General features: G+C 60.9%; 13 protein-coding genes. 9 read left to right on the top strand and 4 right to left on the bottom strand.

Annotation, left to right across the window (positions count from 1 at the left end; translation table 11 throughout):
- Window positions 1–54: 54 nt before the first annotated feature.
- From nusA to C5748_RS06340, 8 genes are all read left to right on the top strand, one after another.
- A complete protein-coding gene (nusA, locus tag C5748_RS06380) occupies window positions 55–1,665 on the top strand; it encodes a transcription termination factor NusA (protein ID WP_105741109.1) in 1,611 nt (536 codons plus the stop codon).
- 96 nt (window positions 1,666–1,761) lie between these two features.
- A complete protein-coding gene (locus C5748_RS06375) occupies window positions 1,762–2,415 on the top strand; it encodes an RNA-binding protein (RefSeq protein ID WP_280953473.1) in 654 nt (217 codons plus the stop codon).
- On the top strand, window positions 2,412–5,018 hold the full coding sequence (gene infB, locus C5748_RS06370; protein ID WP_105741107.1) for a translation initiation factor IF-2: 2,607 nt from the start codon (window positions 2,412–2,414) through the stop codon (window positions 5,016–5,018). Before C5748_RS06375 ends, infB begins: the two co-directional genes overlap by 4 nt.
- Before the next feature lie 72 nt (window positions 5,019–5,090).
- Complete coding sequence (rbfA, locus tag C5748_RS06365; protein ID WP_105741106.1) at window positions 5,091–5,543, top strand: 30S ribosome-binding factor RbfA; 453 nt, start codon at window positions 5,091–5,093, stop codon at window positions 5,541–5,543.
- Between the two features lie 2 nt (window positions 5,544–5,545).
- Window positions 5,546–6,538: a tRNA pseudouridine(55) synthase TruB gene (gene truB / locus C5748_RS06360; protein ID WP_105741105.1), complete on the top strand. Its 993-nt coding sequence runs from the start codon at window positions 5,546–5,548 to the stop codon at window positions 6,536–6,538.
- Window positions 6,539–6,780: 242 nt separating this feature from the next.
- Window positions 6,781–7,050 carry a 30S ribosomal protein S15 gene (gene rpsO, locus C5748_RS06355; protein ID WP_105741104.1) on the top strand — a complete coding sequence of 90 codons (270 nt, stop codon included), beginning with the start codon at window positions 6,781–6,783 and terminating at the stop codon, window positions 7,048–7,050.
- Window positions 7,051–7,363: 313 nt separating this feature from the next.
- A complete protein-coding gene (pnp, locus tag C5748_RS06350) occupies window positions 7,364–9,487 on the top strand; it encodes a polyribonucleotide nucleotidyltransferase (RefSeq protein ID WP_105741103.1) in 2,124 nt (707 codons plus the stop codon).
- Between the two features lie 317 nt (window positions 9,488–9,804).
- A complete protein-coding gene (locus C5748_RS06340) occupies window positions 9,805–10,827 on the top strand; it encodes a class I SAM-dependent methyltransferase (protein WP_105741101.1) in 1,023 nt (340 codons plus the stop codon).
- A 13-nt stretch (window positions 10,828–10,840) separates the two neighbouring features.
- Here C5748_RS06340 and fabI read toward each other — a convergent pair whose 3' ends face one another.
- The 3 genes from fabI to fabA all read right to left on the bottom strand — a co-directional run bounded on the left by fabI (window position 10,841) and on the right by fabA (window position 13,590).
- On the bottom strand, window positions 10,841–11,656 hold the full coding sequence (gene fabI, locus C5748_RS06335; protein WP_105741100.1) for an enoyl-ACP reductase FabI: 816 nt from the start codon (window positions 11,654–11,656) through the stop codon (window positions 10,841–10,843).
- Window positions 11,657–11,671: 15 nt separating this feature from the next.
- The gene (gene fabB / locus C5748_RS06330; RefSeq protein WP_105741370.1) at window positions 11,672–12,895 is read right to left on the bottom strand and encodes a beta-ketoacyl-ACP synthase I; all 1,224 of its coding nucleotides are present in this window, start codon (window positions 12,893–12,895) and stop codon (window positions 11,672–11,674) included.
- 179 nt (window positions 12,896–13,074) lie between these two features.
- Window positions 13,075–13,590 carry a 3-hydroxyacyl-[acyl-carrier-protein] dehydratase FabA gene (gene fabA / locus C5748_RS06325; protein ID WP_105741369.1) on the bottom strand — a complete coding sequence of 172 codons (516 nt, stop codon included), beginning with the start codon at window positions 13,588–13,590 and terminating at the stop codon, window positions 13,075–13,077.
- Between the two features lie 235 nt (window positions 13,591–13,825).
- Here fabA and irrA point away from each other — a divergent pair, with 235 nt between their 5' ends.
- Window positions 13,826–14,260, top strand: coding sequence for an iron response transcriptional regulator IrrA (gene irrA, locus C5748_RS06320; RefSeq protein ID WP_199194724.1), 435 nt, complete (start codon window positions 13,826–13,828; stop codon window positions 14,258–14,260).
- 87 nt (window positions 14,261–14,347) lie between these two features.
- Here the strand turns inward: irrA and C5748_RS06315 are convergent, their stop codons facing one another.
- Entirely contained in the window at window positions 14,348–14,920 is a 573-nt protein-coding gene (locus C5748_RS06315) for an SH3 domain-containing protein (protein WP_425350217.1), read from the bottom strand.
- Window positions 14,921–14,979: the final 59 nt, after the last annotated feature.

The following is a 14,979-nucleotide window of genomic DNA, read 5'->3' as shown; positions in this document are numbered from 1 at the left end:
TCTTTATGCGCCCGGCGATGAAAGAAATCGCGGCGTGATACCAAGGAGAGAGTTATGGCAGTCAGTGCAAACAGGCTAGAGCTTCTGCAGATCGCCGATGCGGTCGCACGCGAGAAGTCGATCGACCGCGAGATCGTCATCGCGGCGATGGCCGACGCCATCCAGAAGGCGGCGCGTTCGCGCTACGGCCAGGAAACCAACATTCGCGCCGACATCAACGCCAAGACCGGCGAAATCAAGCTGCAGCGCCTTCTCGAAGTCGTGGAGACCGTCGAGGATTATACGACGCAGGTGTCGCTCGATGTAGCCCGCGAGCGCAATCCCGATGCGCTGGTCGGCGATTTCATTGCCGACCAGCTTCCGCCGATGGATTTCGGCCGCATCGCAGCGCAGTCGGCCAAGCAGGTCATCGTGCAGAAGGTGCGCGAAGCCGAGCGCGATCGGCAGTATGACGAATATAAGGATCGCGTCGGCGAGATCATCAACGGCTCGGTCAAGCGCGTCGAATATGGCAATGTCATCGTCGATCTCGGGCGTGGCGAGGCCATCGTGCGCCGCGACGAGCTGATCCCGCGCGAGGCGTTCCGCTATGGCGACCGCATCCGCGCCTATGTCTATGATGTGCGCCGCGAGCAGCGCGGACCGCAGATTTTCCTGTCGCGCACCCATCCGCAGTTCATGGCGAAGCTGTTCACTATGGAAGTGCCTGAAATCTACGACGGCATCATCGAGATCAAGTCGGTTGCCCGTGATCCGGGCTCGCGCGCCAAGATCGCGGTGATTTCGCGCGATGCCTTGATCGACCCGGTCGGCGCCTGCGTCGGCATGCGCGGCTCGCGCGTTCAGGCGGTGGTCGCCGAGCTGCAGGGCGAGAAGATCGACATCATTCCATGGTCGCCCGACGCGGCATCCTTCATCGTCAATGCCCTTCAGCCCGCCGAAGTGGCCAAGGTTGTGCTCGATGAGGACGCCGAGCGTATTGAAGTTGTCGTCCCCGATGACCAATTATCACTTGCCATCGGTCGTCGCGGACAGAATGTCCGCCTCGCTTCGCAGCTCACCGGCTGGGACATCGATATTCTGACGGAGCAGGAAGAATCCGAGCGTCGCCAGAAGGAATTCCTTGAGCGTTCGAATCTCTTCATGGACGCGCTCAATGTCGACGAAATGGTCGGCCAGGTGCTGGCCTCGGAAGGTTTTGCCTCTGTCGAGGAAATCGCCTTTGTCGAATCCGATGACATTGCATCTATCGACGGTTTCGACGAAGATACGGCAAGCGAACTTCAGGAGCGCGCCAAGGAATATCTCGATCGCATCGAGGGCGAGCGCGACGAGCGCCGCAAGGAGCTTGGTGTCGAGGACGAGCTGCGCGAATTGCCCGGCATCACCTCGGCGATGCTGGTCGCTCTCGGTGAGGACGGCGTCAAGACCGTCGAGGATTTCGCCGGTTATGCGGTCGACGAACTGACCGGCTGGCGTGAGCGCAAGGAAGGCGAGACCATCAATCATCCCGGCGTGCTGACGCCGTACGATGTCTCGCGTGCCGATGCCGAGCAAATGGTTCTCGCAGCGCGTCTGAAATGCGGCTGGATCACCGAAGAGGATCTGGCAAAGGGCGAAGAAGAAGCTGCGGAAGAATTGGAAGGCGAGGCGGCTGCGGAATAAAACCGCCTCCGAGGCCGTGGATCGGACCAGGGTTGTCGGTCCAGGGCTGTAGATTGGGGCGCGGAACAATGCGCTAGGAGCGGGAGTGAGTGCCGCGTGGAACTGGATATGAACGACAGGACCTGTATCGTCACGCGCGAAAGCGGTCCCGCCGAAGACATGATCCGGTTCGTGGCCGGGCCGGATGGGGCCGTCGTCCCGGATATCAAGCGCAACCTTCCCGGTCGCGGTTGCTGGGTCAAGGCTGAGCGGCGCCATGTGGACGAAGCGGTACGGCGCAAGCTGTTCCCTCGCGCTCTGAAGGAGAGCGTGACAGCGCCCGATGATCTGGGCGCGCTGGTGGATCGGCTTCTGGCAAAATCCGCGCTCGGCAGTCTGGCGCTGGCGCGCAAATCCGGCGTCGTGGTGACGGGGTCGGCCAAGGTGGACATCGCCATACGCAGCGGCAAGGCGATCATGGTTCTGCATATCGCCGAGGCTGCCGCAGACGGCGTCAGAAAACTCGACCAGGCCCGTCGCGCGCTTGTTTATGCGGGCGGACCTGATATCCCCGCCCTGTCTCTTTTTACGGGAGACGAAATGGATTTGGCATTCGGGGGCGGAAATGTGATACATGCTGCCGTGCTTAAAGGAATGGCGGCGACCGGGTTCGTCACGCGGGCGCGCCTGCTGCATCATTTTCGCGGCGGAAGCGCAACGAATTCGGACAGATATGCGGTAGATGCCGCGAAGGAAACGGAAACGGAATGAGCGATACCAAATCGACCGACGACAAGACGCTAAGCGTCAATACGAAGAAGACGTTGACCCTGAAGCGGCCCGGCGTCGAGCAGAGCACCGTTAGGCAGAATTTCAGCCACGGGCGCACGAAGTCCGTTGTCGTTGAAACGAAGAAGCGCAAGTTCTCGCGTCCGGACGAAAAGCCCGAGACGCCGGCGCCTGCCGCTGCCGCGCCCGAAGTGGCTCAGCCGGTCACCAAGCCGCATGTGGCGCCGCACGCCGCGCCGCGCACCGAAACGCCGCCGCCGCCGCGTGCCACACCTGCTGACCGTTCCGGCATGGTGCTGAATACGCTGTCGCGCTCGGAAATCGAAGCGCGTCGCCGTGCGCTCGAAGGCGCCCAGGTGCGTGATGCGGAAGAACGTGCGCGTGCTGCCGAAGAGGCCAAGCGCCGCGCCGAAGATGATATCCGCCGTGCCAAGGAGCGCGAAGATTCCGCACAGCGTCAGGCTGAGGAAGAAGCTCGCCTGAAAGCCGAAGCGGCTGCCAAGCAGCGCGCCGAGGAAGAGGCACGCAAGCGTGCCCCCGATCAGGCCGCGGCGCAGGATGCCGCATCGGCTGCCCCGGTGCGCAAACCTCTGGTCGCCGAGGAAGAAGTGCGTCGCGGAGCCGCAGCCGTGCGCCGTGGAACCCCGGCCAAGCCGGAGGCGCGTACGCCCAAGGTTGTCAAGACCGATGACGACCGCCGCCGCGGCAAGCTGACGCTGACCAGCGCTCTCGATGACGACACCGCTCGCGGCCGTTCGCTGTCGGCCATGCGCCGGCGTCAGGAAAAAGCCAAGCGTGCGATGCAACAGGAGAGCCGCGAGAAGATCTCGCGTGAGGTGGTCCTCCCCGAGACGATCACCATCCAGGAGCTGGCGCAGCGCATGGCCGAGCGTTCGGTCGACGTCATCAAGTACCTGATGAAGCAGGGCCAGATGATGAAGCCCGGCGACGTGATCGATGCGGATATGGCGCAACTGCTCGCCGAGGAGTTTGGCCATACCGTCAGGCGCGTTGCCGAATCCGACGTCGAGGAAGGCATCTTCAACGTTCAGGACGATACCGCGGCTTTGAAGTCGCGTCCGCCTGTCGTCACCATCATGGGCCATGTCGATCACGGCAAGACCTCGCTGCTCGATGCCATCCGCCACGCCAATGTCGTTTCCGGCGAGGCCGGCGGCATCACCCAGCATATCGGCGCCTATCAGGTCGAGCAGAACGGCCAGAAGATCACCTTCATCGATACGCCGGGCCACGCCGCCTTCACCGCGATGCGTGCCCGTGGCGCGCAGGCGACCGATATCGCCATTCTGGTCGTTGCGGCGGACGACAGCGTCATGCCGCAGACGATCGAATCGATCAATCACGCCAAGGCGGCGGGGGTCCCGATCATCGTCGCCATCAACAAGGTCGACAAGCCGGAGGCCGATCCGCAGAAGGTTCGCACCGGGCTCCTGCAGCACGACGTCTTTGTTGAAACGATGGGTGGTGAGGTGCTTGATGTGGAAGTTTCGGCCAAGGCAGGCTCCGGTCTCGACAGGCTTCTGGAAGCGATCCTGCTTCAGGCTGAAGTCCTCGATTTGAAGGCCGATCCGGAGCGAACCGCCGAAGGCGTCGTCGTCGAGGCGAAGCTTGATCGCGGTCGTGGTTCCGTTGCAACCGTTCTCGTCCAGAAAGGTACGCTGCATCCGGGCGACATCATCGTCGCGGGCAGCGAATGGGGCCGCGTGCGCGCTCTGATCAATGACCGTGGCGAGAACGTCAAGGAAGCCGGACCGGCGATGCCGGTCGAAATTCTCGGTCTCCAGGGACCGCCGCAGGCCGGCGATCGCATCGCCGTCGTCGAAAACGAGGCCCGTGCCCGCGAGATTTCCGAGTATCGCCAGCGTCTGGCCCGTGACAAGGCCGTCGCAAGGCAGGCCGGTTCGCGCGGTTCGCTGGAGCAGATGATGAGCCAGTTGCAGGTGAGCGGCGTGAAGGAATTCCCGCTGGTCATCAAGGGTGACGTGCAGGGTTCGATCGAAGCCATCGCCGGCGCGCTGGACAAGCTCGGCACCGACGAAGTGCGGGCGCGCATCGTGCATTCGGGCGCAGGCGGCATCACCGAGAGCGACGTGTCGCTGGCGGAAGCCTCCAACGCGGCGATCATCGGCTTCAACGTCCGCGCCAACAAGCAGGCGCGCGATGCGGCCGAACAGCAGGGCACAGAAATCCGCTACTACAACATCATCTACGATCTGGTGGATGATGTGAAAGCGGCGATGTCGGGCCTTCTGTCGCCGGAACGCCGCGAGACCTTCCTCGGCAATGCGGAGATCCTCGAGGTCTTCAACATCACCAAGGTCGGCAAGGTCGCCGGTTGCCGTGTCACCGAAGGCAAGGTCGAGCGCGGCGCGGGCGTCCGCCTCATCCGCGACAACGTGGTCATCCACGAAGGCAAGCTCAAGACACTCAAGCGCTTCAAGGACGAAGTCGCGGAAGTGCCGGCCGGCCAGGAATGCGGCATGGCCTTCGAGAATTACGATGATATGCGCCCTGGCGATACCATCGAGGCCTTCCGCGTCGAGCACGTCACGCGCACGCTCTGATACGCGCTTCGGTAGTGATAAACACCGGTCCGGAAAGCCTTTCGCGGTTTTCGGGCCGGAAGGATTTTGCCCATGTCCCGATCTTCTTCCTCCGGCCTCTCGCAGCGCCAGCTTCGCGTCGGCGAGCAGGTTCGCCATGTCTTGAGCGACGTGCTCCAGCGCGGCGATATTACCGACCCTCTTCTGGAAACGAGCGTTCTCTCGGTCTCCGAGGTGCGTATGTCGCCCGACCTCAAGATCGCCACCTGCTTCATCGCACCGATCGGCGCCACCGATGGCGACGCTGTCATCAAGGCGTTGAGTGCGCACGCGAAATTCATCCGTGGCCGTGTCGCCTCCGGATTGCGGCAGATGAAATACATGCCGCAATTCCGTTTCCGGATCGATACCAGTTTCGACAATTTCTCCAAGATCGACGCGCTGCTCCGTTCGCCGGAAGTCGCCCGCGACCTGCCCAATCCCCCGGATGACGATGCCGATGCCGATGGTGCGCCGGATTCTGGTGATGGCGGCGGGAGCGAATAATCATGGCAAGACGCGGCAAGAAAAAAGGCCGGCCGATCTCCGGCTGGGTGGTATTCGACAAGCCGAAAGGCATGGGCTCGACCGAAGCGGTCTCCAAGATCAAATGGCTGTTCAATGCCGAGAAGGCGGGGCACGCCGGAACGCTCGATCCGCTCGCCTCCGGCATGCTGCCGATCGCGCTGGGCGAAGCGACCAAGACGGTGCCTTATGTCATGGATGGCGCCAAGATCTACCGTTTCACGGTTGCCTGGGGCGAGGAACGCGCCACCGACGATCTGGAAGGCGGTGTGACGCAAACCTCCGCCAGTCGTCCGGCGAAGGAAGATATCCTGGCGTTGCTGCCGCGTTATACCGGCATCATCCAGCAGGTCCCTCCGCAGTTTTCCGCCATCAAGATCGGCGGAGAGCGCGCTTATGATCTGGCGCGCGAGGGTGAAAGCGTCGATATTCCGGCACGCGAGGTCGAAATCTCCAGGCTCGATCTGGTGGAAATGCCTGACGATACCCATGCAGTCTTCGAGGTCGAATGCGGCAAGGGCACTTATGTGCGCTCGCTTGCCCGCGATATGGGCCGTGAACTCGGCTGTTTCGGCCATATCGCCGATCTGCGCCGCGTCGAAGTCGCCCCCTTCACCCAGGAAGATTTCGTCACTCTGGAGGAGCTCGAGGCAGCCTGGCCGCCGCTTCCTGCAAAGGAGCCGGCGGAAGATGGCGAGGAGATCGTCATATCAGCCCGTGATTTCCCCGCTCGTGATTTCAGTGGCATCGACGCGCTCGTGATCGATACCGGCGCGGCGCTCGACTGCCTGCCGCAGGTTGCTCTTTCCGATGATCAGGCTCACCGCATCCGCATGGGCAACGGCGTCATCCTGCGCGGGCGCGATGCGCCTGTCGAGGCGGACGAGGTTTGTGCCACCGTTCGCGGCCAGCTTCTCGCCATCGGCTTCATCGAACAGGGTCAGTTCAAGCCGAAACGCGTTTTCACTGCGGGATAGGGGAAATAAGGGAATAAGTGAGTAGGGAAGTATGTTCGTGAGCAACATATTCCCCTACTCCCTTTCGAGCGAAACGGTCGGTCCAACGGACCTATCATTAGAAGAATTAACTGGTGTTATCGCACTTTTTGCACTATATGCGCCGCATCGGTGGGTTTTTGCCCCTCGTATTGAACCGGCCCCCGCTGGACGACATCCCGGCCGTGGGCGACTTTTCTCCTCTCAATAGATAAGGATTTGCGATGTCGATTACTGCTGAACGCAAACAGACCCTCATTCAGGAATACGCCACGACGATGGGCGACACCGGCTCTCCGGAAGTCCAGGTTGCCGTTCTCTCCGAGCGTATTTCCAATTTGACCGAGCACTTCAAGGAACACAAGAAAGACAATCACTCACGTCGTGGTCTTTTGAAGCTCGTCTCGCAGCGCCGCCGTCTCCTTGATTATCTCAAGGGCGTGGACGAAGGCCGCTACCAGACGCTGATCGGCAAGCTGGGCCTGCGTCGCTAAGCATTTCTTTCGGCGGGCGTCATGGCGCCCGCCGAATTTCGTCCGGGCCGGATGTGCCCTGGATTTATGAAAACAAGAATTGGAGCGGTTCACATTCCGTTAACATCGGAATCGCTCTGAAGAGCCTCTGTTCTAGTGAACGGAAGCAAGCCATGGACCTGTCATGGGGCAGGATTGCAGGCAGCTTGGCCAGGATGAGCCGACATCCGTTTCTTTCAAGCTTTCTGTTGTCTTGCCCATGGCCTGTCCGATAACGAAGCAGGGTAGGCGGTGCGCATGATTGCGCGGCCTTCCCCAATGCCAAGGACTAGATATGTTCAATACCCATAAAGTCGAAATCGAATGGGGCGGTCGTCCGCTCATTCTCGAAACCGGCAAGATCGCCCGTCAGGCTGACGGCGCCGTGCTTGCCACTTACGGCGAAACCGTCGTGCTCGCCACCGTCGTCTCCGCCAAGGAGCCGAAGCCGGGCCAGGATTTCTTCCCGCTCACGGTCAACTATCAGGAAAAGACCTATGCGGCCGGCAAGATCCCCGGCGGCTATTTCAAGCGCGAGGGCCGTCCGAGCGAGAATGAAACGCTGGTCTGCCGCCTGATCGATCGTCCGATCCGCCCGCTCTTCGCCGATGGCTACAAGAACGATACCCAAGTCGTCATCACGGTCATGCAGCATGACCTCGAAAACAATCCCGATGTCGTCGCGATGATTGCCGCTTCCGCGGCGCTGACGCTTTCCGGCGTGCCTTTCATGGGCCCGATCGGCGGCGCGCGCGTCGGCTATATCAACGGTCAGTATGTGCTGAACCCGCATATCGACGAACTGCCGGAATCCAAGCTCGATCTCATCGTTGCCGGTACCTCGGAAGCCGTGCTGATGGTGGAATCGGAAGCCCAGGAGCTTCCTGAAGACGTGATGCTCGGCGCCGTCGTGTTCGGCCAGAAGGGCTTCCAGCCGGTGATCGACGCGATCATAAAGCTTGCCGAAGTGGCCGCCAAGGAGCCGCGCGATTTCCACGCGGAAGATCTCTCCGCCGTCGAGACGGCAATGCTCAAATTCATCGAGAGCGATCTGCGCGAGGCCTATAAGATCACCGACAAGCAGGCCCGTTATATCGCGGTTGACGCCGCCAAGGCGAAGGTCAAGGCGCATTTCCTGCCTGAAGGCGCTGAAAAGACCGAGTTCTCCCCCGAGCAGATCGCGACCGTGTTCAAGTCGCTCCAGGCCAAGATCGTGCGCTGGAACATCCTCGACACCGGCAACCGCATCGATGGCCGCGATCTGAAGACCGTCCGTCCGATCGTCTCGGAAGTCGGCATCTTGCCGCGCACGCACGGTTCCGCCCTGTTCACCCGCGGCGAGACCCAGGCGATCGTCGTCGCTACGCTCGGCACCGGCGAGGACGAGCAGTATGTCGACGCGCTGACCGGCATGTACAAGGAAACCTTCCTTCTGCATTACAATTTCCCGCCTTACTCCGTCGGTGAGACCGGCCGCATGGGTTCGCCCGGCCGCCGCGAGATCGGCCATGGCAAGCTCGCATGGCGCGCCATCCGTCCGATGCTGCCGGCCAAGGACCAGTTCCCCTACACGATCCGCGCCGTCTCCGAGATTACCGAGTCGAACGGCTCGTCCTCGATGGCGACCGTCTGCGGCACTTCGCTGGCGCTGATGGATGCGGGCGTACCATTGACGCGTCCGGTGGCGGGCATCGCCATGGGCCTCATCAAGGAAGACGAGCGTTTCGCCGTTCTCTCCGACATTCTCGGTGACGAGGATCATCTCGGCGACATGGACTTCAAGGTCGCAGGAACGGAAAGCGGCATCACCTCGCTGCAGATGGACATCAAGATCGCCGGTATCACCGAAGAGATCATGCAGGTCGCCTTGAGCCAGGCCAAGGGCGGCCGCATCCACATCCTCGATGAAATGTCGCAGGCGCTGAGCGGCGCGCGTGCCGAGCTCGGCGAGTTCGCCCCGCGCATCGAAGTGATGAACATTCCGACCGACAAGATCCGCGACGTGATCGGCTCCGGCGGCAAGGTCATCCGCGAGATCGTCGAGAAGACCGGCGCCAAGATCAACATCGAGGATGACGGCACCGTCAAGATCGCTTCGTCCAACGCCAAGGAAATCGAGGCGGCGCGCAAGTGGATCCATTCCATCGTTGCCGAGCCTGAAGTCGGCGAAATCTACGAAGGCACGGTCGTCAAGACAGCCGACTTCGGCGCTTTCGTCAATTTCTTCGGCCCGCGCGACGGTTTGGTCCATATCTCGCAACTCGCCCAGGATCGGGTCGCCAAGACCTCCGACGTGGTCAAGGAAGGCCAGAAGGTCTGGGTCAAGCTGATGGGCTTTGACGAACGCGGCAAGGTCCGCCTGTCGATGAAGGTCGTCGATCAGGAGACGGGTAAGGAAATTGCCGCCGTCGCGGATTGATTTCTTTCCTTTGAACCGGAAAAAGCGCGCCTTTGGGTGCGCTTTTTTATTTGCCCATTCTTTGGTTTAAAGCGGTTCTTGTTTTGATGGAATCGCCTGTGTTCTCACCCCCCCCTCTGCCTTGCCAGGCATCTCCCCCTCAAGGGGGGAGATTAGCTGACGCAACGCTCGGTGCTTATTCTGCAACGTGTGCGATTGGTGCCACGCGTTCATGAAAGCGTAATCTCCCCCCTTGAGGGGGAGATGGCTGGCAAGCCAGAGGGGGGTGAGATCGCAATGCGATTCCATCTAAAAGTGAAATACTTTAAAGGACATCCATGGTTTCCCCCGCACAACAGACGCTTTTCTTGCCTTTTGATAACGGCATATTGCTTCCGCCAGTGGGCGAAACGCGCTTTCTTGCGGCCGGCATCGAGGCGAATACGGCGCTGGGGGACGTCTGGAAAACGGCGCTCACCTGCCTTCAGCCGTTCCGCCCGGATTATCTGAAGCTTCAGAGCACCGGGTTCCACGCGGTCACCAGACTTGATGATCACGCCCGCTTCGACGGCGGGTTGCTGCTTCTCGGCAAGCATCGCGGCCGCAATGAGGAATGGTTCGCCGATCTTCTGTCGCGTGTCGCGCCCGGCGGCACCATCGTCGTCTGCGGCGGCAAGAAGCTCGGCATCGACAGTTTCCGCAAATGGGCGGGGAAGACCGTGGCGGTGGAAGACAGGCTTTCCAAGAACCATGCCGTCGTGTTCTGGCTGACGCGTCCCGCCGAACTGACGGATGAGGCCATCGCCGCGCTGCGCCCGGCGGCAAAGCACGTCAATGGACAGTTTCACACCGCTCCGGGCATGTTCTCGCATGGTGAGGTCGACAGGGCATCGGCGCTGCTCGCCGGTCATCTGGAGGGCCGGCTCAGCGGCGCGGTGGCCGATTTCGGCGCGGGCTGGGGCTATCTCTCGGCCGAATGTTTGAAATATCCGCAAAAGATCCGGAAACTCGATCTCTACGAGGCGGATTTCGAGGCGATCGAGGCCGCGCGCGGCAATCTTTCCGGCTTTGCGGGCGACGTTCCGCTCGCCTTTCACTGGCATGACCTGGTGAGTGAGCCGGTAACGGAAATCTACGATACGGTGGTGATGAACCCGCCGTTTCATGAAGGCCGCGCGACGGATGTCTCGCTCGGACAGGCGTTCATCACCGCTGCCGCCCGCCGGCTGAAAACAGGCGGCAGATTGCTTCTCGTCGCCAACCGCCAATTACCCTATGAGGCGACGCTGAAACCGCTTTTCCGCTCGGTCGAAACCTTGCAGGAGACCGATGGCTTCAAGGCGATCGAGGCAAAAAAGTGAGGCGGGATGCCAATCACTCCCCGTTCTCGTCCGTTTCTTTCAACTCGTCGAGATTGGGCATCGAAACGATATTATAGCCGGAATCGACGAAATGGATTTCGCCGGTAACCCCGCTCGAAAGATCCGAGAGCAGGTAAAGGGCGGAGTTTCCGATCTCGTCGATATCGACGGTGCGGCGCAGCGGCGCGTTGCGGCGCTGATAGCTGAAGATGGCGCGGGCGTCACCGATGCCGGCGCCGGCGAGCGTGCGCACCGGCCCTGCCGAAATCGCGTTGACGCGGATGCCTTGAGGCCCGTAATCGGCGGCGAGATAGCGCACCATCGCCTCCAGCGCCGCCTTGGCCACGCCCATGACGTTGTAATTGGGAATGACGCGGGTCGAGCCGCCATAGGTCAGCGTCAGGATCGAGCCGCCATTCTTCATCAGTCTTTCGGCGCGCTGTGCCACTTCCGTGAAGGAAAAGGCCGAGATCACCATGGTACGGCTGTAGTTTTCGCGCGTCGTCACGTCGGCATAGCGGCCCTTGAGCTGCGATTTGTCAGAAAAACCGATGGCGTGGACCAGAAAATCGAGCGTGCCCCATTCTTTTTCGAGCGTCTCGAAGACGCTGTCGACCGTGGCGATATCCTCGACATCGCAGGGTAAGAGCAGCTTTGAGCCGAGCTGCGCCGCCAGAGGCGAGACACGCTTTCCGAAGGCGTCGCCCTGATAGGTGAAAGCCAGCTCCGCCCCCTGCGCCGCGAGCTGCTTGGCAATTCCCCAGGCGATCGAGTGACTGTTCGCGACGCCCATGATGAGGCCGCGTTTCCCCTTCATCAAACCTTCCATGATATTCCCTCTCCGTCAGCCCTGATGGCGCTGGAACACCAGCGTCGCATTCGTTCCCCCGAACCCGAAGGAATTGGACAGGACTGTGTTCAGACGAGCATTGTCGATGCGCTTGCGGACAATCGGCATGTCGGCAAAGGCAGGGTCCAGTTCTTCGATATGGGCGCTCTCGCAGATGAAGTCGTTGTGCATCATCAAGAGTGAATAGATCGCTTCCTGCACGCCCGTCGCGCCAAGCGAATGACCGGTCAGCGACTTTGTCGCCGAGATTGGCGGGCAGGCGTTCTCAGCGCCGAAGACGCGGCGGATCGCCTCGATCTCGGGTGCATCGCCGGCCGGCGTCGAGGTCGCGTGCGGATTGATGTAGTCGATCTTTTCCTTGACGGTGGAAAGCGCCATCTTCATGCAGCGCTCAGCACCTTCGCCCGAGGGAGCCACCATGTCGTAGCCGTCCGACGTCAAGCCGTAACCGATGATCTCGCCGTAGATTTTCGCACCGCGCGCCTTGGCGACTTCCAGTTCCTCGAGAACCAGCACGCCCGCGCCGCCGGCGATGACGAAGCCGTCGCGGTTCTTGTCATATGGGCGCGAAGCGGTCGCCGGAGTATCGTTATATCTGCTGGACATCGCACCCATGGCGTCGAACAGGGCCGACAGCGTCCAGTCGAGATCCTCGCAGCCGCCGGCGAACATGCGGTCCTGCTTGCCGTATTGAATCATCTCATAGGCGTTGCCGATGCAATGGTTCGATGTCGCGCAGGCCGACGAGATCGAATAGTTGACGCCCTTGATCTTGAAGAAGGTGGCGAGCGTCGCCGATGCGGTCGAGCTCATCGCTTTCGGCACGGCAAAGGGGCCGATGCGTTTGGGACCCTTCTCGCGGGTGGTGTCGGCCGCCTCGACGATCGTGCGCGTCGATGGTCCGCCTGATCCCATGATAATGCCGGTGCGTTCGTTGGAAATATCGCTTTCCTCTAGCCCGGCATCGAGGATCGCCTGATCCATGGCGATGTGGTTCCACGCCGTCCCGCGCCCGTGAAAGCGCATGGCCCGGCGGTCGACGAGGGCCTCGGCATCGATCTGCGGTGCGCCATGCACCTGGCAGCGGAAGCCGAGTTCAGCGTAATCCTCCGCCCGGACAATGCCGGACTTGGCTTCATGCAGCGAGGCGAGAACCTCCTGCGTGTTGTTTCCAATCGAGGATACGATCCCCATTCCGGTGACGACCACACGCCGCATCATACTCTCCTTTGCGCCTGTGTTTTCCGGGGCTTGCCCAAGCACGGAAAATAGGTGCGCCACTTACGAGTTTTAAGCATGGCTCTCATTTAAAAAATCCCCGCCTCGAGGATACCATGCTCATCAATGATCGGACCGGCCGATCCTTATCAGGTTTCCGTCCAGCTCCAAGACTGCTCTCAGGCTGCCTTTTCCTTGAAAAGGCCTACGCGCAGGTCGCTTGCCTTGAAAACCGTCTCGCCGTCGGCTTTCACCCAGCCATCGGCAATACCGAGCACCAGCCGTCCGCGCATGACGCGTTTGAAATCGATGCCGTATTCCACCAGCTTGGTGGAAGGCGTGATCTGCCCGGTGAACTTCACCTCGCCGGTGGAAATCGCCCGGCCCTTGCCGGGCTCGCCGAGCCAGCCGAGAAAGAAGCCGGTCAACTGCCACAGGGCGTCGAGACCGAGGCAGCCCGGCATCACCGGATCGCCGATGAAGTGGCAAGGAAAGAACCACAGGTCCGGCTTTATGTCGAACTCCGCCCCTATATAGCCTTTGCCATGCTCGCCGCCGGTTTCCGATATGTCGGTGATCCGATCGAACATCAGCATCGGCGGTGCCGGCAATTGTGCATTGCCGGGACCGAACATTTCGCCGCGCGCACAGGAAAGGAGTTCTTCAAACCCGTAGCTCGATTTCTGCTCTGCCATCATGTCTCCCATCGATATGTCCGGGACGCTGACCAGCGCCCCGGATGTCTGCACATCCCTAACACGGAGTGTTTCCAACAGTAAAACCGTGCCAATAGCTTTTTCCCGGCATTTATGGCATAGGGAAACGCCTATTGATCGTTGTCTTGCGACGGCATATATCAATGGAGGTGCATCATGGGCAACTGCCTGTGATGCTTTTGAGCAAATTTGACACGAAGCTGACGGAACGACAGTGCACATACATTCTTCGCATGTAGCCAATATTGAGGACCGTTTGCGTCATGCCGGACTGCGTCCGACACGGCAGCGCATCGCGCTCGCGAGCCTGATCTTCGCCCAGGGCGATCGTCACCTTTCCGCCGAAGAACTGCACGAGGAAGCGGTGGTCGCGGATGTGCCCGTCTCGCTCGCCACCGTCTATAATACGCTGCACCAGTTCACCGAGGCCGGAATGCTGCGCATTCTCGCCATCGAGGGCGCGAAGACCTATTTCGACACCAACATATCCGACCACCAGCATTTCTTCGTCGAGGGCGACAATACGGTCATCGACATCCCCAACGGTCCGCAGGGCCAGCCGGTCGTCGGCAATCTGCCGGAACCGCCGGAGGGCATGGAGATCGTCAATGTCGATATCATCGTGCGCCTGAGGCGCAGGGATCAGTAAAGTCGGCCCAAATTGATGGGGAAACGAACAAGCGGCCTTTGCGGGCCGCTTTTGTTTTGACTGCCGTTCGAGAGAACGCGTGCCGCTTTAATCGAACACCTCGCCGGGATAAGCGCCCCAGAGCTCTGCCTGTTTCATCCAGCCGCTGATCCTGTTGATGTTGAAGTGGCACCATTCGCCATTGCACTCGTCCACCGATCCGATCACGCCGGGCTGGACGCGCGCGACGACACCTGCCGTTTCGCTCGGGCTTCCATAGAGCCCCAGCAAATTATTCGGTTCGTCTTTTTTCCAGGGAGCAACAATCGCGGTGCGCTTGCCGGAAAGCAGGGACTGGTAAACCCAGCCCTCTGTGCCGTCGGCGTCGCGGATGCGGCGCCAATTGTCATATTCCTGGATGATCTCGACCGGCAGCCCGGATTTCTGGAAAAGCCATGAGACGGCATATTGGCGCCCCGGCCCGATGCGTAGATTGACGCGGCTGGGTTTCAGGCTGACGAAGCGCGGCAGCGGCAATCCGCTCGGGCCCACCACCGTTCCGGCCGGCTCTGCGGCCGTAGCATGATGGTGATGTGGAATGCCGAGCAGTGCGCCCATCAGAAAAAGGGAAACAGCCCCCGCCAGAAGCATGGGGAAACGCAGTGAAAAATCCTTGTACAAAGTCGTCCTCGCCGGTTCTGCCGTCACGTCTTTTGGGTCATAACCCCTGACACAATGCC

This window comes from Phyllobacterium phragmitis, from assembly GCF_002980495.1.
GTDB classification, from domain to species: domain Bacteria; phylum Pseudomonadota; class Alphaproteobacteria; order Rhizobiales; family Rhizobiaceae; genus Paramesorhizobium; species Paramesorhizobium phragmitis.
Note: the sequence above shows the minus strand (reverse complement) of the source record. Positions and strands in the feature narration are given on the sequence as shown.

Excerpts from the sequence above, each read along its gene's own strand:
- C5748_RS06340 (WP_105741101.1), top strand. The coding sequence starts at position 9,805 with ATGGTTTCCCCCGCACAACAGACGCTTTTCTTGCCTTTTGATAACGGC.
- fabI (WP_105741100.1), bottom strand. The coding sequence starts at position 11,656 with ATGGAAGGTTTGATGAAGGGGAAACGCGGCCTCATCATGGGCGTCGCG.
- pnp (WP_105741103.1), top strand. The coding sequence starts at position 7,364 with ATGTTCAATACCCATAAAGTCGAAATCGAATGGGGCGGTCGTCCGCTC.
- fabA (WP_105741369.1), bottom strand. The coding sequence starts at position 13,590 with ATGGCAGAGCAGAAATCGAGCTACGGGTTTGAAGAACTCCTTTCCTGT.
- truB (WP_105741105.1), top strand. The coding sequence starts at position 5,546 with ATGGCAAGACGCGGCAAGAAAAAAGGCCGGCCGATCTCCGGCTGGGTG.
- nusA (WP_105741109.1), top strand. The coding sequence starts at position 55 with ATGGCAGTCAGTGCAAACAGGCTAGAGCTTCTGCAGATCGCCGATGCG.
- fabB (WP_105741370.1), bottom strand. The coding sequence starts at position 12,895 with ATGCGGCGTGTGGTCGTCACCGGAATGGGGATCGTATCCTCGATTGGA.
- rpsO (WP_105741104.1), top strand. The coding sequence starts at position 6,781 with ATGTCGATTACTGCTGAACGCAAACAGACCCTCATTCAGGAATACGCC.
- rbfA (WP_105741106.1), top strand. The coding sequence starts at position 5,091 with ATGTCCCGATCTTCTTCCTCCGGCCTCTCGCAGCGCCAGCTTCGCGTC.
- infB (WP_105741107.1), top strand. The coding sequence starts at position 2,412 with ATGAGCGATACCAAATCGACCGACGACAAGACGCTAAGCGTCAATACG.